The 24,271-nt window shown below is 51.5% G+C and carries 18 protein-coding genes; 3 read left to right on the top strand and 15 right to left on the bottom strand.

Annotated features, from left to right (window positions below):
* From AEQ63_RS28970 to AEQ63_RS14045, 3 genes are all read left to right on the top strand, one after another.
* Positions 1–289, top strand: a 289-nt coding sequence (locus AEQ63_RS28970; RefSeq protein ID WP_236705263.1) for a hypothetical protein, incomplete at its 5' end; no start/stop codon positions are given.
* Positions 290–999: 710 nt separating this feature from the next.
* Positions 1,000–1,755: a hypothetical protein gene (locus AEQ63_RS14050; RefSeq protein WP_064363858.1), complete on the top strand. Its 756-nt coding sequence runs from the start codon at positions 1,000–1,002 to the stop codon at positions 1,753–1,755.
* 107 nt (positions 1,756–1,862) lie between these two features.
* Positions 1,863–2,708 (top strand): hypothetical protein, encoded by an 846-nt coding sequence (locus tag AEQ63_RS14045; protein WP_064363857.1) that lies wholly within the window; start codon positions 1,863–1,865, stop codon positions 2,706–2,708.
* A 120-nt stretch (positions 2,709–2,828) separates the two neighbouring features.
* Here AEQ63_RS14045 and AEQ63_RS14040 read toward each other — a convergent pair whose 3' ends face one another.
* From AEQ63_RS14040 to AEQ63_RS13980, 15 genes are all read right to left on the bottom strand, one after another.
* Entirely contained in the window at positions 2,829–3,392 is a 564-nt protein-coding gene (locus AEQ63_RS14040; RefSeq protein WP_064363856.1) for a hypothetical protein, read from the bottom strand.
* A 428-nt stretch (positions 3,393–3,820) separates the two neighbouring features.
* Positions 3,821–6,520 (bottom strand): conjugal transfer mating pair stabilization protein TraN, encoded by a 2,700-nt coding sequence (gene traN / locus AEQ63_RS14035; protein ID WP_082367845.1) that lies wholly within the window; start codon positions 6,518–6,520, stop codon positions 3,821–3,823.
* 8 nt (positions 6,521–6,528) lie between these two features.
* Positions 6,529–7,551, bottom strand: a complete 1,023-nt coding sequence (locus AEQ63_RS27255) for a TraU family protein (RefSeq protein WP_082367843.1) — start codon at positions 7,549–7,551, stop codon at positions 6,529–6,531.
* Positions 7,552–8,232, bottom strand: a complete 681-nt coding sequence (locus AEQ63_RS14030; protein ID WP_064363854.1) for an EAL domain-containing protein — start codon at positions 8,230–8,232, stop codon at positions 7,552–7,554. It abuts the gene before it with no gap.
* Positions 8,229–9,365 (bottom strand): TrbC family F-type conjugative pilus assembly protein, encoded by a 1,137-nt coding sequence (locus tag AEQ63_RS14025; RefSeq protein ID WP_064363853.1) that lies wholly within the window; start codon positions 9,363–9,365, stop codon positions 8,229–8,231. Before AEQ63_RS14025 ends, AEQ63_RS14030 begins: the two co-directional genes overlap by 4 nt.
* Positions 9,359–9,829: a signal peptidase I gene (gene lepB / locus AEQ63_RS14020; RefSeq protein WP_161806083.1), complete on the bottom strand. Its 471-nt coding sequence runs from the start codon at positions 9,827–9,829 to the stop codon at positions 9,359–9,361. Before lepB ends, AEQ63_RS14025 begins: the two co-directional genes overlap by 7 nt.
* Positions 9,830–9,873: 44 nt before the next feature.
* On the bottom strand, positions 9,874–10,182 hold the full coding sequence (locus tag AEQ63_RS14015) for a hypothetical protein (RefSeq protein WP_064363851.1): 309 nt from the start codon (positions 10,180–10,182) through the stop codon (positions 9,874–9,876).
* On the bottom strand, positions 10,179–12,581 hold the full coding sequence (gene traC / locus AEQ63_RS14010) for a type IV secretion system protein TraC (protein ID WP_064363850.1): 2,403 nt from the start codon (positions 12,579–12,581) through the stop codon (positions 10,179–10,181). Before traC ends, AEQ63_RS14015 begins: the two co-directional genes overlap by 4 nt.
* A 7-nt stretch (positions 12,582–12,588) precedes the next feature.
* Positions 12,589–13,278, bottom strand: coding sequence for a DsbC family protein (locus tag AEQ63_RS14005; protein ID WP_082367841.1), 690 nt, complete (start codon positions 13,276–13,278; stop codon positions 12,589–12,591).
* A 148-nt stretch (positions 13,279–13,426) separates the two neighbouring features.
* Positions 13,427–20,035 (bottom strand): tandem-95 repeat protein, encoded by a 6,609-nt coding sequence (locus tag AEQ63_RS14000; RefSeq protein ID WP_161806082.1) that lies wholly within the window; start codon positions 20,033–20,035, stop codon positions 13,427–13,429.
* Between the two features lie 214 nt (positions 20,036–20,249).
* Positions 20,250–20,609: a TraA family conjugative transfer protein gene (gene traA, locus AEQ63_RS13995; protein WP_442965710.1), complete on the bottom strand. Its 360-nt coding sequence runs from the start codon at positions 20,607–20,609 to the stop codon at positions 20,250–20,252.
* Between the two features lie 28 nt (positions 20,610–20,637).
* A complete protein-coding gene (gene traV, locus AEQ63_RS27250) occupies positions 20,638–21,162 on the bottom strand; it encodes a type IV conjugative transfer system lipoprotein TraV (protein WP_236705262.1) in 525 nt (174 codons plus the stop codon).
* 83 nt (positions 21,163–21,245) lie between these two features.
* The gene (locus tag AEQ63_RS13990) at positions 21,246–22,568 is read right to left on the bottom strand and encodes a TraB/VirB10 family protein (protein WP_064363847.1); all 1,323 of its coding nucleotides are present in this window, start codon (positions 22,566–22,568) and stop codon (positions 21,246–21,248) included.
* Positions 22,569–22,580: 12 nt separating this feature from the next.
* On the bottom strand, positions 22,581–23,639 hold the full coding sequence (locus AEQ63_RS13985; RefSeq protein WP_064363846.1) for a TraK domain-containing protein: 1,059 nt from the start codon (positions 23,637–23,639) through the stop codon (positions 22,581–22,583).
* Complete coding sequence (locus AEQ63_RS13980) at positions 23,623–24,270, bottom strand: TraE/TraK family type IV conjugative transfer system protein (protein ID WP_064363845.1); 648 nt, start codon at positions 24,268–24,270, stop codon at positions 23,623–23,625. The genes AEQ63_RS13985 and AEQ63_RS13980 overlap by 17 nt, the downstream gene beginning before the upstream one ends.
* Between the last annotated feature and the right edge of the window lies 1 nt (position 24,271).

The following is a 24,271-nucleotide window of genomic DNA, read 5'->3' as shown; positions in this document are numbered from 1 at the left end:
TCCGCATGGAGCTGGACGAGAAACTGGTAGGAAATATTTGGCTGAAAGTACCTTCCGCAAACAGGAGGCTTCCTGTCTCTGGAAGGCGCTTTCCGGAGAGGTTTCCCTCTCCGGTGCAAGAAGCGACTCATCAAGCAACCAGGCCGATTTCCGCATGTTGCGACAGAAGTTTCTGTTGCACGGCCCAATTTTTGACGTAACGAAAATCAACCTGGTCCTCGCTCACGGTGTCAGCAATGTGTTTTGGCACTGGGACACAGCGATTGTGGTCAAGGAGAAGCTCGCGTAGCTGCATGCAGTAAATAGCGTCGATCATGGAAGTGTCCTTTACGGGGTGTGCCACCAAAACCAATCCAAAGATGGGCTTTGGTGGCACACCCCGTAGGGTGCACCACTTGCTTCAGTCGACTCGCTTCATGCGTTGAAACGCAGGAGCGTCGTATGCGGACCAATCCTGAGGCATCCACAGCTTTCTGTAAGCGGCTGGGGAGAGATCAGTTTTGGTAGCACCAGTTGGTCGAGGTTCGGCGGGCGAAGGAGCAACAGACTCCTTCTTAACGGGCGTGATGTAGTAAATGAATGCTGCGACACGCTCTCTTGCGAATTGAACAATGATAACAGCGCAGATCAACAGTAAAACTATCGCGATCGGGCTAGGAGCAGTCAATGCAAGGTTATTCATGAGAGGCCTCTCTTGAAAAGTAGAGACCTCGACCCCGGTAGGGTGCGGTCCCTACGGGTGATGAGTAGTAGCGAACTACTCAGAAGGTGGGTGTTTGTTTTAAGTGATCACCAGCCACTCCGGAAGCAAGCCTCCGGGATTCTCTCGACAGCGCAGCTGTACGAGAAGAAAACGAATTGATGGAAAAATTACCAGCGCAATTGGAAGCTGTAAAGTCGACATCTCACGTAACCCCCTGCTAGGGGGCAGACTCAAGGTCAGGTCAAATAACACCTCGTTAACCTAAGGTTACCCCCCCCCAACCAAAGGATATGACCATGACAGCTGTTGGCGAATCAGTAGAAAATCAATTGAATACGAACTCCGCTGTAGCTGAGCAGCCGGGAATCTCTGCAGGCGCTAAGAAAACCCCACAAGAGCAAAAACGAAAAACTGAGCCAAAACGGAAAATTTCGACTCCGACCATCAGCTCTACGGTGTCATTGAACACCGATGTCGCTCAGCGCGTTTTCAGGGATACCTTCCAGGTTGCAAGTCGCTCCCTGTTCACAATTGACGTTGTGACTCGAGCACTTGCCAATAAAAATACGGCATTCGACTACAGCGAAGTACTGAATGCCGTCATGAAAATCATCGACGACATCCAGGCCAAGCTTAGCAAGGACAAAGCCCAGATCGAACAGTTGCTGGCCTCGCAAAATGTCACAGGCAAAACCCGGTACGATCACTCCATTGAACAGCCTTACTCGATTTCGACTCCGCACGCGAATCGTTTTGCCCTCATCATCAGCGACCTGGACAGCTACCTGGTACTGATCGATACAGCCTGGCTAAGCGGGCTTATTGCATCCAATTCCGTTGCTGATCTGAAGTACGGCTGGCGGCGATCTGTTCTTCGCGCTACTCGCCAGCTAACGCACATCGCACGCGATTCGATGAAAAAGGTAAACCGTTCCGGCGAAGAGCTAGCAGCAGAGGTGCGTGAAGAGCTTGGCGTCGATGCCGAAACTGATCAAGCAATCCTCTCAGATGCTTTAGCTAACGAAGTTGATTCGACAGCAGAAGTCGCCTGACGCCTACCCGTTCGTTTCAGCTCCCTACAGCCCCCGCCTATGCGGGGGTTTTCTTTGCATTTTTTTTAAACGTGGCAACATAGAAAAAACGAAAGGGATGCTCACGCATGACCAAAATGAAGGTACTAACAGGATTATTCAGCTCACTCGCACTGGCAGGTTGTGCTGCCTCACTGCCTGTGTCCACCAATCAGTTTGAACATGATGGGGTGAAATACGGTTTCGAGGTGAAGGATCGGTCGACGCTGAAATTGGTCAATCAGGCCCCGCTGAAGTTTGCGGAAGACACTTCCACGACAGATCAGGTACTGCTATCAGCGGGGTTGCCGACTCTGAAGCAGGTACCGCTGGGCCGACTGAGCTCGAACGAAGTCGACAACTCAACACGTAAGGAAGGGTTCGACAATGCCCACACAGCGGCTTCACTGGCAATGGACGTTTCGAGTGGTGTGACCAGCGCCGCCACTGCAGGAGCGCTCGGAGCAGTCAACTTCCTGATGGCGCCGACGGACAACGACCCTCGCACGCTGAACAGCGCATACTGCTTCGTACCGCGCACTGATTATCCAGACCAGAAGGCTGCCTACAAAAAATGTCTGGGTGATATCAAGGCCGATATCCAGGCCGCGACACAAACCACCAGTACACGAATCGGCTCAGATGGTACTCAGTGGTTGATGGACGACGCCCGTTGCAAGCTTGGGCCAAAGCAATGCTTCACTGTCGCAGTGAATACAGCAAATGCTGTCGCCGCTTCAGGCTTTGCCCCTGCGAACAAGGGTGGATTCGCGGCATACATTTTCAGGGTCAGCATAGGTTTTTACCGTGGCAAAAACGCAGCTCAAGGCGCAGAAGCTGACCTGAGCAAAGCCCTGGAAACTTCAAGGGGAACTAAGACAACGACGTACCGTTTGTACGACCGTGTCAATGAGAAGGTCTTGGGTGTGTACTAGCGAACATATTCAGAGTTGACGGACGCTAAGTCGGACTTTGACCTAGCGTCTTTCACTTCAGGAATAGTCAGGAAAGAACTACCTTTGATCGACTTTCACTGCGAGAGTCGACTCAAAACCCTACCCCTTTTGTATGTGCGCGATGTAGGTCGCCATCTCGCCGTGAGTGACAGGGTTAAATGGATGCCCTGCCACTTCAAACAACAGCCGTACCTGTTTTTCAGGATCCGAGGGTAGCGGCTGTTCATTGCCGCCAATTTGGACCACGGTTCGACTTGCAAGGCCCGTGCTACGAAGAGGCATCAGTAATGTCCGGATAATTTCCCAGGAGCGGAGCTCTTTGTAGGCCGTCCAATGTGGTCGTACATGCAGCGGGCCTTCAACAAATATGAGCGTGCAATCCAAGGTAGGCGTGTTCTGATTAATATCAGTACGTCCACCAATCCGCACAAGCCCTATCTGATTCACGTCTACACTGTCGAGCAACTGAGGAAAGGGTGGAGCCGAAGTCCCGTCGCTTGCGATTAGACCCTTGTGCTCCCCTAACAATCGACGCAATTGTTGAGTGAAATGAGCCTGCCCAGAAAGACTCGCGTTCTGCAAAAGCTCAAACAATCTAATCGCCTTTTCCTTGCTACTGTCGCGGGTGAAAATGGTACCAAAATAGAAATCTTCGTGTTCCATCCAAATCTCCTTTCCGATCAATTATCTGAGGTTTTTTTTCTTTTCACCAACGTAGTGTCCGCGAGAAACTGGGCGAAAAGCCAGCACGAAAAAACTAAAAAAAGAATCCCTTTCTATACAACACGACTGTGAAGACATTGTCTTTGCTGCTGTTAGCGCCGAGGTCTAAGCACTCGTTCAGACCAGCTGAACTCCTCGCCGCACCACCGTGCCTCCAAGGCGATAATTCGAACCCCCGCGTCCATCACTCGTCATCATCTTCAAAGCACGGTCGACAACAACGGATTCCCACCTGATCGGTGAGCGCAGTCGAGGTGACTGCCCCTGCGCTTGGGGCAATTACAGGCTGTGATGACAGATCCAAAAGGCTATTGGGCGCACAAAAAAACGGGCCGCGTAGGCCCGTTTATTTTTTTCTCTTGCCTGAGCTATTTAACTTCAGACCAACCTTGCGTCTCGGCTTCGTGACGCAGGGTGTCGGCGTCGATGCCCTGAAGACGCTGTTCGTTACGCTTCAGCGTGTCGAGCCGGTCTCCTTTAACGTTCAGGTTGCTCCCCTGCCCTGTCAGATTGTCGAGATTGACCGTGTTCACGTTTGGAAAATTACCCGTGGTCTGCAAAATGCCAATCCACTCACCCAAGTCGATTTTGTCCCAGTTCACTTTGTCCAAGGCCGCGATCGGTATCGGGTCACAGGACGGGTTCTCTGCCTCGCCGAAATTTGTCCCAAGCTGGGCACGAATCTGCTCCTGGAGAATGCGGGCAACCGGACTGTTGAAGCAGCAGTAGGACTCTCTCTTCTCGATGCAACCCAGCGGAGTTTTGGAGGCGCAATAGCTGCCGATGAAATGGCACACCTTGAGTTCCTTTTTCGCGCCGAGCTCAAACTCTTTTTCTTCGCATTCCCAGATAATGTTTACAAGAATCTCGGTCAAAACATAGATCGTGTAAATGATCATGATGACGTTAGCGGCCATGGCGATGTTCTGTGCCAGTGGGCCGAGCGCTGCGTTTCCTCCCGTCGTGACAGTACCGTCTGCACCCGTTTGGGCAAACTGACCACCCGCCTCGCTGACAAACACGGCGTTAGCAGCTTGGGCTCCAAATGTCTGCGCCGTCCATTCCGCGGTCTTGTTCATCAGGGTCTGCTTGAACGTGGCGATAATGCCTTGCTCTGCCCCTTTAGCCACCAGATCGGTTGCCGCCATTCCTGAGTCAGTCATTGACGCCCACAAATCGCTGGTTGCGCGCCACGCCGAGTTGATACCGTCAATGATTGGTTGCTTCAACTGGTTCCAAGCACCGTAGACGGGTTTTGTCATCTCGAAGTTGCCTGTTGCCTCCATCAAGGAATAGGTTTTGATCGTGAGGTTTACGTAATCAGCCAGGGAGATTCCGCCAGGGTTCTCGCAACAATTGACCCATCCGCCCACTGCTTTTTTGCACTCCATCGGTTCGCCCTTGAACAAAGCGCAGGAGCGGTTGTTCTCGATGCCGTCATCTCCAGTACAGTCCATGTCGTGCTGCGCTGACTGAGCGATTTGTAGTGCTGCCACTGCCTTGGAAAAGTCATTGCTTTTGTCATAGGTCGGGTTGTAGCACTCGCCCCCTGCGCAACGTACAGGACCGTCACACTTGTAAACGGTATCTGCCTGCTGATTAGGAACATCCACATCAACACCGCAGTCCCAGACTTCCTCAAAGACGGCACATGCGCCAGATTTACCCTGAGCTCCACCGACGCATTTTTGTTCAATGAAACCGCATTTCGGGTCATCTTCGTATTTTTTACATGAGTTGAGATTGCCTCCATTATTTGTGGGACAGCGCCTGACCCCTTTAGCGTCAACAAAGCACTCCATGTCACCTTGGTAAAATTTGCATTCAGACTTAAATGAAACTTGCCGACAGAGTGGACTGATGCCTGGTAATGGCGATGGTTTTAAATGATTTTCACACACCTGTACGCCGTTGATAGAAGTGCACCCATCTGTAACCGTAGGCATGTCTGTGCAGGTAAGACTTTGGGCTGAGCAGAATCCGTCAGTTATCTGGGTAGCCGCTGCAATTGCAGCTTCGTCGTAATACTCATCTTGGATCACAGCTTTACTTGGATCAAAAAGCAGCTTTATCCTCGCGTAGGCTTCCCCTTTGTCGCCCACCGAAACTCGGGTTTTAAAATCTACGTCACCGTTCACTTTGAAGTGTCTGGTAACGTCGATATCGAGGTTATCTTGCCATTCAGTAGACAGCTCACATGGCCCACCTGTTTCAGGAGGAAAATTACCGTTAGGGCCATTCCAAACTTTTGTGTCACCCGTCCAAATCTGCATGTAATCATCATATTTGGCATATTCGAGGGTGGCTTTTACGATAGCGTCTGGATTAATTATTTTCACAGACATTTTTTCTTCGAAAATCGTGCACCAGCCTGAAAGATAGTTATTGCCTACCGTGCCAATCCATAGATACAAGCATCCCTCACCACAGCTTTGTATGTTTGCTGGTCCAGCCTTATGTTCTAAAATCCCAGCTGAGTAATTGTGCTTTAAGATATGAGTTCCGGACGAATCGCTAACACGCTCACACGTTCTGTAATCAGGGATGTGTTTTTTAATTGTACTGTTATTGAAAACAGTTTCAGCTTTGCAGTCTGAAAATTCGCCTTTGAATACGTTCGGATCAGAAAGCACCTGATCTGTAGTGTTCCATATTGGGTCTTTGATAAGGTTGGGGCTTACTCGATTTGACGAATCAACCAGGGTTCGGTAGGCATCTCCATTGCCTCCCTTTTCCGTCTCCAATCGAGTTTGCGCACCTTTCCCGATTGTGAGCGTATCTTTGTCATTCCCGAAAACATTATTAAGATCCGAGTTCGACCCACCAGCGGCGCCTGGAAATAAACTATCCACACTTACATTTGAACCACCAGGAAATACAGCACCATTTCCGCCGTTACTTGTTGGCCCTTGGTATGATTCTAGAAACTGATTTCCGAACTGGTTCGCCTCGGCTGCCGAGTTTGTAACACCATCAGCCCAAGCGTTAAAAGCTAATGTATTTAGTGTCAGCCCAATTAATGGGACGCACACGGCGGTAACAAATTTAGAATTTCTTAAAATGTTCATTAAACCACCTAAAGTGTTGCGCAGCAGTCAGCCCAACGCCAAAGCATGTAAAGGGCATCTTCACCAACAAACGGAATTAATCTTCCTTTCGGCCCCCCATCCCACTTCATGGGATGTTCGCCAATCCAATGTGCTCGCTTGGTTTCTGGAAGCGGTGAAAACATCGCCATTTTGTATTGTGACTTAACCACAGTAGGGAAAATTTGCGACTTACAAAGCGCTTCGTCACCCATGGTCAAGCGTGCAAGACCTCGACGATGCTGGACCGCCAACGTTTTTGCCGCCAGCAACGATGTACTCCGCTCGAACTCCATATTTCCGGTATGGCCAGCAAAGGGATAAATGGCTCCCCAGCTGCCTGCACACCACCACATCGAATCAAGTGGCTGGCCCACTGTGAGGGTCAGTGCTTCGGCAGTACACGCAGCTTGAGCGATCGGCGAACTTACTGCCGCAGCCTCAGGGTGAGTGAAAAAAGCGAGCTCAGGATTAGTCCATGTTGGATCGATTTCACTAATAGAGATCAAATCAAAGTCGTTAAAGCCATCAACATTGCATCGACTTGGGAGATAGATTTCGAGGATCTGTAACAAAGGGAAGGAGTAATAGTGAACATTGTAGAAAACCGTATCACCGCTGTCGTAATCACCGCTACCATTATGTCCACGCAGACGTTTGTCGCCGATAGCGAGGTTAGCGCCACCTAGTGCCATCGAGCAGCCAGGCGATCTGACAACCTCTACCAATCGAGCAGGTTGCCACATAGACGTTACAAGTCCTGGCCTGTAGATACCGTTGTTGTCAGCGCACGCACAAACAGTTTTGTTACTCGATTTATCCGGTGCCGAACCCCCGAATAAACTGACGCCTGCCACTTTAATAGGGAATAAACACGCCCAGCAAACGTCTGTAAATATCTTCGGACCTAATATCTCCGAATTTTGACATGTGGGGTCTCCAGGCAGATCCTCTGCACTTACTCCAGAAATGAGCAGGAAGAACAGACCCAGAATTTTTAGAAATGACTTCATTCAATTCGATCCGGCTGGAGTATCTATCAACACTGGCTTGGATAGTGAGAAACCTTGTATCCAAGCGCCTTTTAAAGACTTAATAACTTCGCACGGTCTAGTTTGCTCGTAGCGCTCAAGCACCATTTGAACGCCATCGCTTTTGCAATACTCATAGGCCTCGTGCAACCAATCGAGATTTTCTGACGATTTTAAAGCTGTAAGATCGACCTTACAATAATCCCAATGCACTGACTTCAAGCGCTCAAAATCAGAGTGTTCAAAGCCAAAGTCATCAATAGCCATTTTTATACCGAGGCTTCTTAGGTGAATTACCTGCTCAACCATTACCTGTGTAGTTGCATGGTATTTTTCGGACACCTCAAGCACTACATCATTGGAAACCCAATCACGCAGTACCCGTAATTGTTTCACTGCACGTTCAAGAAGGATTTCGTTTTCCAAGGTGGCAGCAGAAAGATTAATGAAGATCGGCACGGACGTATTTTTAAGAAAGTCCGAAGTGTTGGCCAACCCCAATACCAAGCAGTCTAACTCCGACCACGACAGACCGCGCTCTGGAAGCACAAATTGATGAGGAACCAAAATTTTTCCTTCGGGCTCAACTTTTCGTGCGAGGACTTCATATCCTTGGAGCGAACTCCAAGTATGTAGTCCTTGAACAGCGAGTTTCAAAGTCATTCCGAGATCCTCTCAACCTTAGTTTCTTGGACGATAAATTTATTATGGTCGGAGTAAACAGTGCTGGGCACTTTCTCTATTTCGAATGTCGTCAAGACTTCGGGGGTGAGCAGAAATAGAGGTGCACCAATCTCTTTTTGCAGTCGTTGAAAGTTTTCCCAACCATCAGTCGTTTCGAGAGCAGAGAGAATCAATGTAACTCGCGTTGACTGGGAATAATCTTGAAACTCTTGCTTGGCAAGTTTTACTTGTTCTTTATCTCGGCCATCGAAAATAACCAATCGCTGTGTGAATGGCCGAATGTCCAGAGGGTTGATTCTTGTCCCTTTAGCGGTAATCACATTTCCTTTGGGATCTAGAATGTCCTGGCCAACAATCACAGTTGGGTCAATCTCACGTATTCTGCTTTCAACGACATGATCGAGTTCAAAATACTTTTGATTTGCCCAGAACCGATCTTTTGCTGACCTTTTCAACTTTTCAAAGTCGATCTTGTGAGCACGTTCCTGCATTACTTCAACCAGATCTCTTTCAGCGATGTTCACCATCGGGCCCAAAGCACCGAGTTCGCCCCTTTGACCCTGAGCGTAGGCGTCGGTGACATATTGGGCGCTGCTGTTCCCTTTCGCGGTCAGCAAGGCTATCTCGCTCTCCTCGAGGATGGTCACAGGGACTTCCGTAATGTTGTGACGCTTGAAAGCAGGTGGGTCGATGATTAACCCGGCTTTCGAGTGCGTATCCATCACCAGCTTTTGCAGGTGTGATATCGCCTCAACCGTATTGACACCATCAGGAAATCCGCGAACGACCAACTGCACCGATGGATCGTCGGCGTTTTCTAGGAGAATTGATTTAAGCTCATTGTCCGACATGGACCGTGAAACGAAAATCAACGTACGACGCCCCTTAAAGACCTTCCGATCGGGGCTGGCAGTAAGGGATTTCTCAGGGTCTGGCTTCACCTGGTCAGGGATGCTCTCCAATGGGTTGCCGGTGTAGTCGCCTTGCTCTGCCGCAATACTTTTCGCCCACTCGGTTACGTCTTCAGACGTCAATTCCGCGGCGCCCATTGTGAACGGAAGCAACGAGACAAAGGCAGACAGGGCGATCACCTTCTGGATTGCCTTCACCATAACGGATAGGCTCGACCGACGATCTGAGTCTCATCAACAGCCCCCCAATACCGCGAGTCGAATGAGTCTTTAGTCCTGCCTGAGAACCAGTATTTTCCCTTCGCCAGATATTCGTCGCGGGTGTACCTTGATTCAGGTTTATTTAACGTCGCCGCCAAATACAAACCATCCGCAGTTGGAACCTGGCTGCCATTGACAGCAACTCCGTCATGACCGACCTGCACACGGTCGCCAGGAACACCGTCGATCATCTTGGTAAGCAAAGTCCCATTAGGGAAATAAGGCTCAGTCCCAAGCGCTTTGAAGGTGAATATTTTTCCCCTCTCAGGCGATTTGTCTGTCTTGTCGATGAAGAAGACTCTGTACCCCAGGCATCGGCTTTGCTGAGGGTCGATGCCTATAGAGTAACGATCGGCCAATAACGTGCTTCCACCCCCCACCACGCAGGCGACCACCGCGGTCATTGCGAGACTCTTAACCAAAAACTCGCCTCGGCTCATCTTTCTCTTCACTGAGCCGCCTCCTCTTCCGGAGCTTTGCTCATGCTCGGCAGTGGCACTTCCATGTCAGCTGGAACCTGGATCGCAGCCCGACTATCAAGAACCAGAAACCCACGGGCGGCTAAACGCGCGGCTTGCTGGTACGTTTTGCTGGTGGCTTCTTCGATCGCTTCAGGGGTGCGTTCGCCAGGGATCGCTTCTATCGCCGCTGCGATGTTGATCACCGCGATTTTCGGCACCTCGTTCTGCTGTGCCTCCCAAGCCAAATACAGAGCACCAAGGGAAACAGCCAAAGCGATATAGGGGACAATTTTCAAACTCGTGCTCCTCGATCATTGATGACCGCCTTGATGGCTTCAGCGGTACTGAAATTCTGTTTGACGTAGGTATTGATGGCCTGAACGTCTTCCGGCGCGGTCGAGTAGAGGAGCAGGCTGTACTTGTCTACGGTCAGGCGTCCTACCCCGCTGCCACGGTCGGTCATCATGAAAATTTCTGAGTATTGGCCTTTCACCGTATGTACGGTTTTCAAGTATTCGTAACCGCCTTCGGAAAGAGGTAAGCGCTCATCTTTCTTGATCTGGTTGATCGCTTCTTTCTTCTGCCCAAGCAAAAAGGTGTTTGCACTGTTCTCAGCGATTGCTCGCCCGGTAGGGTTCGCGTAAAGGTCGTTCACGGATTGAGTAATCGTGATCGCGCTACCACCGTACTTACGGAACCGGCGATATCCGTGCTCAATGAACTTGGCCACGTCGCCCTCGGTGAGGAGCGACCAAGCCTCGTCGATGATCACGATCTTTCGGCGATCGCGATCGCCCAGGTACATGTTTTGCTGGATCTGGTAGATCAGCTGGAGCAACACCACCTGCTGCAGGTGCTTACGGCCCTTCAGTTCCTCCAGTTCGAGAACAGTGAAAGGGTTGTTGAAAGCGACGGTGTTTTTTCCGTTGAAGAACTTCCCGTATTGACCCGCAGACGTGAAGGTGTACAGCTGCTTACCGATATTGCGGATTGGCTCGTCGTTGTCCGAAAGCAAACTCTGCTCGATGTCGTCGACCAGCATCGCGGTCCCTTTCTCGAGCCATACTTTCGTAAGGTGCCGCTTGAGGCCGGAGACCTGAAGGTCAGTAAGCGGCTGTGTAGGCGCGGCCATGGCTGATAGCAGTCCGACCAGCACGTCCTCTTCTTCTGAGTACTGCTGAACCAGCTCGAAGGGGTTTAAGCAAATCTTCGAGGCTTCAGTAAATTCGATGAAGTCACCATTAAAAGCGTGACATAGCTTTTCGTAGGACCTACCGACGTCAATTACCCAAATTTGAGCGCCCGAGCTCAGATAGGAGGTAATCAGGTAGTTGGTCAGAAATGACTTTCCTGAACCGGATTGGGCGGCGACCGTTGCGTTGTAGTTTGTTTCTGAGTCGAAAAGGTCAAAGTTCATGAGCTGACCGTTTCGGCTCACGAAGCACATTTCAGGGGACCCCGTCCCCTTCCAATCACCATATATAGGCAGGAGCGGCAACGCGTGGCTGATCGCCATGCTCTTGTAGCGATAAGTCTCTTTGATTGCCTTGATGTCAGCCCCAAACGGCAGCGAATTCAAGAACAGAGGAAGCATGAAAAATCGGTCTTCCATCAGCTGAAATTGATGGACGCCCCAATAGTTTCGAGCCTCGCTGGAGGCACGCACTAAACGCTCACGGTCATGAGCAAACACCGTCACTGACAGATACGTTCGGACCATCAAGTCACCGTCGTCCAGTTCTTTGAACAGGGCGTCGTAGCTGTGTTTTTTTGCAGCCAGAATGGGTACGAATTTGAGCAGCGGGCCATAGGCCTGGTTATTTGCCCACGTGCGGCGTGCAGACATTTTGTCTTTTGCGGATTGCTGGTCTGGGAACTGCAATGTCATGTTGATCATGCAGTTGTCACGGATACCGTGACGTCCGGTCATCATGTCGCCCAGGTACCAGGCTGCCTTTCCCTGATATGCCACTTTGGGCATACGCTTGACGCTCAGCGTTTTGATCAAAGTGTCGCCGATCTGGATGTAGTCCGGATGTGGTTCTACAGCCTTGTCGTAGTCGAGGATTTGATACTTGAGTTCTTTGTCAGTCTCGGCCTCGATTGGCAAACGATCTCGCCAAGAAGCGTTCTCGCCTTGGTTCAAAATCGAAGTCATGACCTCGACGTACAAGTCGTTGGTCATTGCCCGAGGTGCAAAACCTACGGAGCTGAGCGTCGACTCAAACTGTGTGCGGTAATCCGAATATTCCTCGACCTCCTTTGCCGTAGGCTCCATTGACTCCATTGGCAAACGAACGGTAATGACCAGAATCGCGTCCCTGACTTTAATACCCGAGAACGCATCAATCGGTTTCAATGTCGCGGCCGTCAGATAGTCAGCTCGTTCCTGAATCGCATTCAGCAAAAGTTGATCAGTCTGGGCCATACGGCGACGCATTAAGGCTTGGATCTGATGGGTGATGTTCTGCCCCGCAAACAGGGTGAACTGCATCAGCGTATCTTTCGGCCAGGATTGCTTCAGCAGTGAACGCAAGTGCTCGGCGACACTTTCATCCCCGCCTGAGAGAGGTTGGCAGACAAACGCGAAACCCATTGCGTTGTCGTCCAGCAAAAAAAGCTTGTTGTCGGGTGAGTACGCTAGGACCTGCAGGTGATCCCCTAGGCGGTAGATCGGCTTCTGAAAAATACCCATATCGACCTCAGCCCTTACCTTGGGCTAGCCAGCCCTTCAAATCGGGGATGAACCCCTTGGTAATGAAGCCGTCCTGACGGATCGAATGCGGAACACCCTTGATGGCAAAGAACTGTGCTGTGATCAGCCGTTTATTGACGGGCAGTTGATCACACGAATCCACCTGCTTCAGGTAGCTTTTGTTGTCGCCTGACAGAACCGTTTTTAGCGCTTCAGCCTTGTCGGCTGCACAAAGCACATCACGTACGCGCGCGACACTGGTTTCACCAAGAATCGGTAACTGGACGATGTTGAAGGTGTATTCATTTTGCAGATCTTGCATCTGCCCGAACATCTTGTGACAGAAGCCACAGTATGGATCGACGAAAACCGTGACCTGTTTTTTGCCGGTGCCAAAAACAAGAGGATCGAGGTCTTGAACTTTAAATTTCATCTTCTCGAAATCGATGTACTTGGATGCGCGATCAGCCATTTCAAGCGAATCGATGTATTCCTTATTCCAGGTGTCGTACATCCGGCCTTCAATCAGAAAACGGCCATTGTCCGAAACGTACCGGAGCTTTCCATTTTTCTCGGCGACCGCAAGACCGCTTACCGGTAGCCCAACCAAGTTCTCTGCTGCAAGGGACAAGGGGGAAGAAAACAAGCCAATCGCTACGGTGAACGCAGCGATCGTTGCCAGAATAAATTTGGTCATTGGAGTCCTCTCACAAGACTTAGGGATCTAGTGAAAGACTATGGAAATGCCCTGCGCTGATGGCTCACATTCACCCCCTTGCGGGGGGTCATCCCAGAAAGCTAGAGACAAAAAAAGGACCCCGAAGGGCCCTTTCCACATACATGTTTTACCAGACGACAGGCTCGGACTCTGCGCCAGAATCGTCCACGCCGATCAGACGAATCTGAGGTGCTGCTGCATAGGACTTTTTAGAAACGGTGATGATTCTTCCATTGATACCGACTTCAGAGTCATTAAGCATCCATAGGTGCTTAACAATTTTCCCATCCTCGTCCTTACAGTTGGCTTTCGCGGTCCAGGCGCCAAAACCTTCACTGACTTCCAACTCGCAGACGGGAGGCTTGTTTTCATTCACCTCAACCTCGACTTCTTTACGAGCTGTTTTACCCATCTCAGTTTCAATATCCAAACTGATCTGGTAAGTGCCTGCCTCTGGCAGCTTGGCTCTGCCATACCTTGATTTGCCAATATCCAACAACTCGCCATTGATGCTGTAGGCCATTTTCGTAACTCGGTCCCGTGGGTGCCCACCTGTCATCGAAGGCCTGAGGAATATTCCAAGCGGCGCCCGACTGGCAGGGTTGTCGCCAGCCCAATTAATGCCCACATTCCATGGGGGCGGCTCTCGGAATCGAAGGCTTCGTTCAACCACGCTGTAATTCCCGCGACCATCAGTGATATGCACTTTGAACATGAATTCGCCCGGCTCATCAATCGAGACGATCCTTACAGGGGCGTAATCGTCTTTGACCAAGGTGAATCCAGACACAGGTGGTAACTCCCAGTCGTAATTGAGCTTTTCGAACTCCTTAAATGGCCCGTTGAACTTCACCCGCATTTCCAGTTGGGCAGGGGCATACTCCGCGGTGTACGTGGGCTGCAGGAACCAGTTCGGCCAGATGTATTCCCAGAATTCCAAGCGCTTGGTAGTCGTACCAATAGCTCCACGGGATTCCCAGTCAACGACCCATGATTTGACAGAAAGATAGTTCTCTGGACGATCACGATCCTCTGCCGTTGGGGTGAACTCGACAGTATTACTCTTAACGACTTCACCTGTAGGCAGGATAAATTCACTCCCCATCTCAACTTCCATGTTGATATAAGGCGGGTAGATTTTCGCAGTCCACGTGACGGGCTTGTCGATCTCTGGTCGGGTCCGCCCAAGAATCTGCACACGCGGTGGTCGGATAGCCCTGAAGCCGACAGCGCCACGAACCTTGCGGTAAGCACCTGGCTCTTCAGGCGAGTCCAGAAAGCGGGCCCTAGCCATGACATAAATCCTGTCTTGCACGTCGCGGGTTATGTCGAGTGTACCGGTCCCCTGCTCCCACGTTTTTCCGCGGTCGAGGGACCACTCGATTTTCTTGTTCGACGGATCGAATTCCGTATTGTCTTTGTTCTGGAGTCTGTAGTGAGCCGTCCCGGTCACAAACACGTTACCGGGCCCTTTAATTTTTATTGCCGGAACGTTGTAGGCCTCAATCTCAACGCTTTGAGTCATCGAGGTGGCCCCACTGTGTTTGTTCACGAGTTGAGCACGCACCAGATACTTCCCTTTATTCAGGGTCATCGATAACCGCTGTGATGCGCGCGATGGATTCTTGACCGGCTGCCAAGACCCGCCGTTGTTGGTAGACATCTCCCAGCTCACAGAGCCCAAATCACGTGCCTCTTTCCTCTTGGCCAAATCAGCGAAGAGGGTCACACGAAGCGGGGCTTCACCCGACATCCTCAGTGCTCTCACCGAACCATCCAAAGGATCACCGTTGAGGACAGAGAGGAATAACGGTTTGAGGCCTGTCCGAATAGAAGAATATTCCGGCACCGGGGATATCACACGCGCTTCAGCCACAATACGCAGTACATCACCAGCCACATCGGCCACCGGCACGTCAAACGACGTTTCCCCTGCCCCGTTGGTGTCTTCCCAGTCGGTTAACGGCGTAGATTCTTTGTAGCTTTTCATCGCAAGCAAACGCACTTGCCATTTACCCATTGTGTTGGAGTCATAGGCATTACCAGGAACGTAGACATCCTGAATGCCGACATCGATCGACAATTTTTCCGTTGAAAGGACAGTCGTTTCTTTGTTGAGAATGACCGGCTTAATACCGTCGTCAGGAACGGACAGAATCTCAAACTCGTGCTCGACAAGACTGCCAGGTAAAGCTTCAAAAGCAGCTTTCGCGTTGAACGTGGAAAGCGTCCATAGACTGCTTTTTGCGTTGGCATTCACTCGGCGGCGAACATTTTGCTCATCCATCCAGCTCCTAGGTGCAACACCGTTCTCAATCACCTGGCCATCTTGAGTCAGTATGAGTTTGATCGGCGCGTTGAATCCTTTGATCGCCAACTCACCGAGATAGCCACCTGAAAGCGGCGCCGAATAGAGGTCACCCTTGATCAGCCTGCGATTGTCCATGCTGATTGCCAATGATGCGGGCTCTACAGCATTAAAAGTGTGCTCACCCTCACTGGCTTTGATTTCGATACCCGTCGGCGAGAAAATCGATACCGCCCACTTGATAGTTTGCGGCCCAAGTTCTTGAACCGCGTTCAGTAGATTTGGCCGTTCCCAATTTTCACGCTGCTGCAAGCCGTTTGGAATTTGAGTCCAGTTCACGTAGCACATAACGTTCGATGACCAGCTGGACGACGTAATTTTCGCGCGCTGTTCAATAGTCGTGAGCGTACATTCAGGCCCCGCAACCTGTTTGAGCAGGAAGTTGATTTCCTCTACCTTGTAGTAGACCTGCTGCATTGCCGGTTCTGGGCCAAGCCTGATAGAACCGTCCAGGGCCAACGTTTCCAGGTCATGGTCATAACTAGCCATGAAGAATTTATTACCATCCCTGTCGACCACGTAAGAAGTAGCCCTGACAGGTTCCACCATTACCTGCGCCCCTGCGGCTTCGAGGCTCAGAGTGTCGCGGTTACTCCGATCTTTCCATTCTTTAGGGGTCGCAGCCCACTCCAAATAGCAGGTCGGAGCATCGATCACATTTCTGGCTTTAGCGGCGACAATTGACGTTGTGGGCACGCACACATTATTTGACGGTTTGAACTCAATCTTCGAACGGCCAATGCCCTGCAATATCTTCCAAGACTGCGATTCAAGACCGCCTTGTAAAGACCAGACGCTAACAGGTACTGCATAGACGGGGCCGGTTCTGTCCATTCTCGACAACAGAACCGTAGACTTGCCGCTATCACCTGCCGAAAGCGCCGCGAGAGGTTCCTCCAAGGAGGTTGGAGAAATCATGTCCGGAGTGAATCGACTACCGTCACCAACAGCCAAAACTCTATGCCCCAGGCGAATGCCGAGAGAACTCGAAGGCTGAACGACCGCTACGATATCGTTGCCGAGCGCTTTCATGGCCTCTATGTCCAGAACACGGAACGAATGCCGCCCGTTCCCGTCCACCATGGCAGCAGTAACGCCTGGAATGACTGGTTTAAAGCCCAGCTCAAGAATCGGGCGATCGATAACAATGTCACTGGCCGGACGAAACTTGATGCGAATGTCCTTCTCGAATGAAAGACCGCCGCGATCAGTCGCACGCAATCTCACTACCGTAGGTGTCTTGCCATCGGTTCGGTAGTCCATTTCAAGACCGTTGAAATTGACAGTGCCATGCTCAGGCTGATTGACGACCTCAAGACGATGAGAATCCCAAAGGTTAGGATCGGATACGCTCATAAGCGCATTCCCGCCAACCCCTTCGTACATCAACACCACATCGGGACCGATATCGGTGGGCGGCGAATTTAATCTCGCCACTTGCGCAGTACCAATCCCCTCTACGTACAGACCTCCTGTGTCAACAACACGGAAGCTGAATAGCTCATCACCGGTGAAACCAACGTTTGGCGTATAGACCATCTGGTCGCCAGTAACCACGACTTTGCCATTGGCTGGCTGCTTGATGATTTCTACAACAAAGGAATCCCAAGCATTAGGATCGACGATCCGGGGTTGTACCGGATTACTGGACCGCCCTTCGACGGTGTAGATCGTGACGTTGGTCTCCGACGGTGGATAGTTGTGCTGGGTAACGACGACCTCGATTTCCCCAACGACTGAAAGACCGCTCGGATCAGTTGCCTTGACCTGGATCGTATCCTGACCAAAAAATCTGTCGGTCGGGGTGTAAATGATTCGGTTGTCCTGAACCACCGCTTGACCGTGGGCACCGTTCATTTCGATCGAGAGTTGATGCCTCATCTGGTCATAGGCATTGCTGTCGATGATGGTCGGATAAAACGGCTCACTCACCTCACCTTCTTTCACAGTGATTTTGCCGGATAGCGCTTCGGGAGCTTTGTCTGTGCGCTGGACGTCGACCCATACCGTTCCGGCGACCGATTCACCACTCGGGTCTGTTGCACGGACAGTAAAGCTGATGACGCCAAAAAAAGAGTCAGGTGGTGAATACTTAACAGCACCGCCCACGAGTTCGGCAGCTCCCACAATCGGCTGCGTCTCGATCGCAAAGGTATGACGATCTGCAGGGTTCTTGTCTTCAACTGTCGGCACACCGCTGACTGGTATCCCTTCTGGCGTTGTCATGTATAACGACAAGCCAGTTGGCGGGGAATTCTTGTGTTTGATAGTGACCGAGGCAACGCCAGAAACCGCTAAATTGCCCTCATCGACCGCTGTGTACTTGAATTGGGTCACGCCTTCAAAGTCATAAGGCGCGGTGTACACAAGCTGGTTATTGATGACTTCGGCGAAGCCGATCATGGACTGTGCTGGTACCGAAAAGGTATGCCGACCCTGATCATATGGATTCGGATCAACCACGGTTGGCGTTACTGGATCGGACTTGAGGCCTTGTTCGGCTACGAGGTTAGCGCTGGTCGAGGTAGGGGCGTAGTTGTATTTGCTGACCGATATGCTTCCTGTTGCAACAGGGGAGTTAGCGCCAGCCGCATCTCGAATAAGGTAGGTGAAAGATGCTTCGCCATAGAAACCTGCGACCGGTGTGAACACAACCTCAAGACCATTGGCTTTTACGCTGCCAACGTTTTCTGGCGGTTGAGAAACAATAACGATCGCATGACTGTCAGGATCATCCGGATCCTGAGCAATCACGATTTGGTTCTGGACCTCGACTGTAATAGTCGCAGGTACGGACACCGCTCCTTCGGCATCAACAGCAATTACAGATGCCGATGAGGTCCCCACCCAGCTAGGTGTTGGCGAGTAATGGATTTTGGAACCGCTGATACTCAGCGAACCCGCCTCTGCCGGGAGAGCAGATGAGATCTGGTATGAAATCGGTGAATCACCATTCGGATCTGTAGCCGCCAATATGGCTTCGACAGGAACTCCAAGCTGGGTCTTCAGCGATAAAGCCGAAAGAATTGGTGGGACGTTTACCTTCTGCACATCGACAAACAGCGTACTCGGGAGGGAGACAATGCCCGCCTTGTCCCTTACCACGAACCTAAAGCTTTGCTTGCCCGAGAACTTTGCATTTGGGGATACGGTGATGTTCAAACCAGATACCGATAGCGTTCCAAAATTCGCCGGTACCGGATCCAACAAAGTCACCGAATGGGTATCACCTTTGTCTGGGTCAACAACCGACATAGTGACTGATTGGGATTGCCCTTGGGCTAGTGTGATGTTTGCGTCCTTGGTCGCAGGCGCATCGTTCTCCGGCGTTACGGTGATCAAAACACTCACGGGCAGAGAGCTTTGATGATCGGCATCGCGAGCAACAATTTTTCCTGATGTAGTTCCAGCCCAGTCTTTCGCCGGTTTAAACACCAGCGTATTGCCTACTACGATCAACGAACCTTCAGAGGCTGGGACCTGGGTGTAGACCTCGAAGGTAAAATTGTTCGGGCTATCAATGTCAGTGGCTGACAACGGTGTGGATGCATCATGGTCCTCTACGGTTGTGATGGTGATGGGCTGCATCACCGGCACATCATTCACCGGCTTGACCACTATTTCGACCGTAGCGATGTTCGATAATGCTCCAGCGGAATCACGAGCACGATATTGAATCCGTGTAGCGCCGTTCCAGTCTTGGGCGGGGGCAAAAGTGAGCTTGTCACCGGTGATGGTCGCGATCCCTTCCTCAGCTGAAGGAAGCGCGATAATTTCGAAAGTATGAGTGTCGCTTTTGTCCGGGTCACGCGCGGTCAAGGATATGGATGCGGCAACATCTTCTCGGGTAAAAATCTCGCGATCATCGACCGAAGGGACATCATTCACAGGGTTGACCGTGATTTGGACTTTGGCAGGTTCAGACCACATGCCTTTGGAATCTTGTACCCGATAACCAACCACCGCCGCGCCATTCCAATCAGGTGCCGGGGTAAAAGTAAACTGGTTGCCCACCAAAGTGGCCGTTCCAACCGAAGTACTCGGAAGCGTGTCGAGTCGATAGATCACTGGGGCTGGGCCATCAGGGTCTCGGCTATTCAGCGTGACTTGACCAGGTGTCTCTTCATCAGTGACCAACACCGCGTCATCAGCGATTGGGGGCTGATTTGAATCCGTACAGACCTGCCAACGCGCGTCGACAACACCGTTGTCCTTTACGTCATTTTTTGTCTGCGCACCGCGGGTGTATTTCACACCGTTCGCAATGAGCTCTTGCGAGGGTGAAACGCCTAAATTGATCCCATTTACCCATAGCACCGGCTGGCCATTTCCTACGCAGTTGGACAAGCCGCTGCAGGACTGCCACATGGTAGCGTTGCTGAAGGTGCATTCTGCGCTCGCCTGCGCGGATGCGAAGACGATGCCTAGCAGGGCTAGTTTGCGGAGGTTTGTAAGCCAGGGAGTCATAGATGTCCTGCCAATGCGGAATATGCAGGAATATCTTGCTGAGGGGGATGGGCAAAAGGGGGCCAATTTGCCCCCTGAGTGGGGGTCGCCCCCCGATTGGTCTTAACTGAGTCGATTAAACGAGCGCAGGGTGGATAGTCGCGGACATGATCGATTCGATCACGGTAGGCGAGTTATACAACCCTACCCCGCCGCCGACGCCCGTTGCGAAAGCCATGATGGATTGACGAACGACACCGCCCACCAGGCCGACAAGGATCATCGCACCGGCAACTACCCGGCCCAGAGTACCTTGCATCCAGCCCTGCAAGCTTTGCCAGATTGGGTCGAACTCTTCACCGCCCGTACCGGCCAATGCCATTCGACCGAACACCATCAATCCTACGACCAGGGCGGCCTGTGCGTAGGTGCGATTGCGATCGCGGTTGCGATTAAGTTTAGGAACGCCTTCTTGGCGTTCGAACAGGTTTTGCATCATATGTTCCTCGATAGTTGGGGGGGTACTACGGACTTACACCAAGGGGGTTCTTGGTATCAGGAGTTGTTTGCGCAACCGGGTGTTGGATTTGCAGTGGCCGTAAAGTTGGAGTGACCTTGGGCGACGGATTCCCAAGCTCCCAGCGGCGTGGCTCGATTTCGGTGTACACGTAGCCGGGAACATTGAGATCTCCGTCCTTGCCTTCCCAGGGAGCGACCCAGATACGCATAACTGTCGCCTGGCTACGAATGGGCAGAGGCTGTCGGGCTGCTTTGGGAATTACGTAACGCTCCCCAGCAACCGGCTGATGAACCGCAACTTCGGTTTTCCCGCTCTGGGGCTCTGCGTTTGGTGAGCTTTCATCTGGCCCAACGCGCTTGCGGAAGCTGTCGCTTTCAGTCGCGCTATAAACATCACGGGCGGACATGCAAGTGACACCCTCAGGCATCCCTTTACAGCCGTAATCAGGTTCACCGATCGACAGGAACGAGCAGCCTCCTAGTGAAGAGGCGGCGGCGATCAGAACGATCAAAGGTAAAAGTCCGCGCATTGTTAATTCTCCAAGTGTGCTGATTTTTGGGCATGAGAGGCCCATGCGGAGGGCGAATTCGCCCCCCGAGTGGGGGTAAGGATTTATGGTTGAAGCTTGAGGGTCTGGCCGCGCTTGACGATAAAGTCGATCTCTCGAAGTGCATCGACTTCAATGACGGGATACAGGCTCTCGGCCATTTCAAGATAGAAATCAGCGATGCGTTCCAAAGCCTTGCCGGTGCCACTGATCGCAGCGCCTTGAAGTGCTTCGCCGTTAAAAGCTTGCTCCATAACAGGGTTATAGGTTTTGTTTGAGTTGGTGCTGTTGATGTCGCGTACGTTGATCGTCGGCACGCTCTTCACGCTGAACGCTTCGCTGACACCTTGCATAAAACCAGCCATCAAACTTCTGGCCAGGATTTGCCCCTGTTTACTGACCAATCTTCCGCGGACGCCAGCCTTACCATCCTCACCTGCGGCGTATGCGTCCAGCTTGGTTTCAATGACCCCGCCGTCTTCACGCACACAGCTGATAACCTCCGCTCGCAGATAAGCACGCTCGGAAGAAAGATCACCAAAACCACTGGCGATCAAGAAGCACTCCTTGATGTCGGCCCGAAAACGATTGGGAAGAATCGCTTCTTTTTTGATACGCAGCAGAGCTGGAAAAGGTTCTTTACGAGCCCCCTGGCCAGTTGGTGCATCCATACCGGTGATCAGTGCACCGGAGAGGATTGAACCTGCCGGAAGAAACATTTCATGTTCCTTCTCAGCCTTTGGGTCAGCTTCTTTTTCTTCGGAAGCAATGGTGCGAATGTCGATCTTAGCGTCTGCCTTTTTGGCGCCGGAACCACTTTTAGGCGGCTCTGGCGGTTGAGGTGCAGACGCAAAATAAGTCTCAGGGTTTTTCTGTACCGATGAAGGCGAATAACGATTGAATTCGCCGCCTGTTGGCGTTTTCACTGATGCAGGGTCTGCTGACGCTAAAGACTCATTACCCTTTGCCTCCCCTTCCATGAGGGACTTGGCTTGCGACGTCTTGAACTCTTCGAGTTGCTGTTTCAGCAGGTCAACATCGCCTGAAGTGCGCGTATTTTGCTCCTGCAACAGCTTGTTTGATTCAAGAACAGCTTTTAACGACTCGGAAGCTTCGCTCTGAGCTTTCTGCCCCTGAAGCAATTTGTTGATCTGAGCCCCCTGCGCCCTCAGCGCCGCGTTCATCGCATCAATACCGACCGACCGAGGGTCGTGGTCAGTAAGAGCAGTCACAATCTCCTTACGCGCCTTCTTCCGAGGTCCGCTGGTACCGTCAAACACAGATGCGGATACCCACAGCACTACGATCACGACAAACGCAATTGTGCCCCAGGTCCAGTACTTACGATGTACAGGGTCAAGCTGGGACCATCTATCTTTTAGTGTCACGGCATACCCCCCTTAATTCAGCAAACTTGGGCGTTGAGAATCATCGGTTTGCTCTTCACCAACCCGCAGAACGATGTAAATCTCAGTCTTCATTCCGGGCTCAAGAAGATTGTTCGGCCAGACCGAAGCCGCTGCCAGTGTCGGATGAGTACAGGCTGTCTCGTCTACCAAAAGTGGCTGATTGGTGACGTTACTCGCGACTGCTACCAACACTTGGAAGTTATGTCCGAGCATCACTTGGGATCGGCTGAAATCGACATCAAGCCCCTCTTGGTAACACGCAGGAACCGTATCGCCCGGAGCCAGTTTTGCGAGGCTGTAACCCTTCGGAAGTTTGTTCAACGCCAACGCCCGCATGATTCCGCGGATCGAGTCCATATAGGGTTGGGATTCTTCCCATTTGCGGGCGGCTCCACTGTAATGGCGGCGCGCACCGAGACCACCCAACGACTTACCTTGAATGGTGTTGCCTTCATCCAGAACCAGGTTGGCTTCGATTGGAGGAATTTTTTGTGGGGCAAGGGTCAAGGACAACGCAAGACTTTCGTCATCCTTTGGGGTGATGTACATCGTGACGGCCGTATCAGTGTCCGTAGCAACATACACAACGTTATTTTTCACCTTGGTTGTTGCGCCTGTTACCGTTTGAACGATCGGGTCTTCGAATGGCGTGACAATGCGGTTCAAATGCCCCATCGCAATTGGAATGATGGTATTCACACCTGGCGCAATGAGAACCTGCCGCATGGTTTCAATAGGCTCTGCCTTAACCGGCTTAGGTTGACGCATCACAGATCCGTCAACAGCAGGCAAATCGTTCGATTGCCCTGGTGTAACCTGAACCATCTTTGCTGACTTGCCATCCGGCGTTTTCACCGCATGGCCAGCGGTGTCTTTGCTTGATTCAGGGGAAACCGAACTGCCGTTGGCCGAAGCTGCAGGCTGGGTTTGAGCCGCATTGGCTTTACTCACTGAAATATCAGGTAGTACCAGCTTCGACTCCGCATGCGCGGTTGAGGCCGCAATCAAAAGCATCGCAGCCAGAGCCTTAAAATTATTGTGCACGTTCACGTTCACGCTCCTGACGACGACGTTCTTTGTTTTCTTCTGCTCGATCGAGACGGCTTTGCACAATGTCGGTACGAGGCCCCCCCTTATAGGTTTCTACGAACTCGATGATTGGTTTGTAGCGCTTGATACTGATCTCAACCACGTACGTCCGATCCTCACGCTCTTTCTTGCCGGTAGGCCCTTCCATGGTCGACCGACCACTCACGTAAAAGAGATTTGGTTTGCCAGGTTCTCTGGTGATTTTTCGAGGCTCGAATTTGAGAGTGACGCGATCTCGACGTATCTCGGCGACCTGCTTCTGCAGCAGGTTCACAAACGCTTGATAAATGTCCGGAGACAGCAACGGATCCATAATTTTTTGGATCATCTCTGCCGTTCCTGGCGTTACGTTGCCAAGAACTAAAGCCACGTACATTGCCCAGGCTTCGGTGTAGGACTCGGACGCCGAGTTTTCATCGACCCATGCTTGTTCAACCAATGTGGGCGGGGTGATGGTCTGAATGGATTCTTTGTTCAGTGCGACGATCGTCAGAAGTAAATTAGTAACGACCATGGCATACAGCAGCACCTTGAACGTAGCGTTCTCTTTCTTCAGACCTGCGGCTGTATTACCGAAAAATTTGCTGAGCATG

The sequence above is a fragment of the Pseudomonas sp. RIT-PI-o genome (genome assembly GCF_001297215.1).
GTDB classification, from domain to species: Bacteria; Pseudomonadota; Gammaproteobacteria; order Pseudomonadales; family Pseudomonadaceae; genus Aquipseudomonas; species Aquipseudomonas moraviensis_A.
This window is presented reverse-complemented; position numbering and strand designations above follow the sequence as displayed.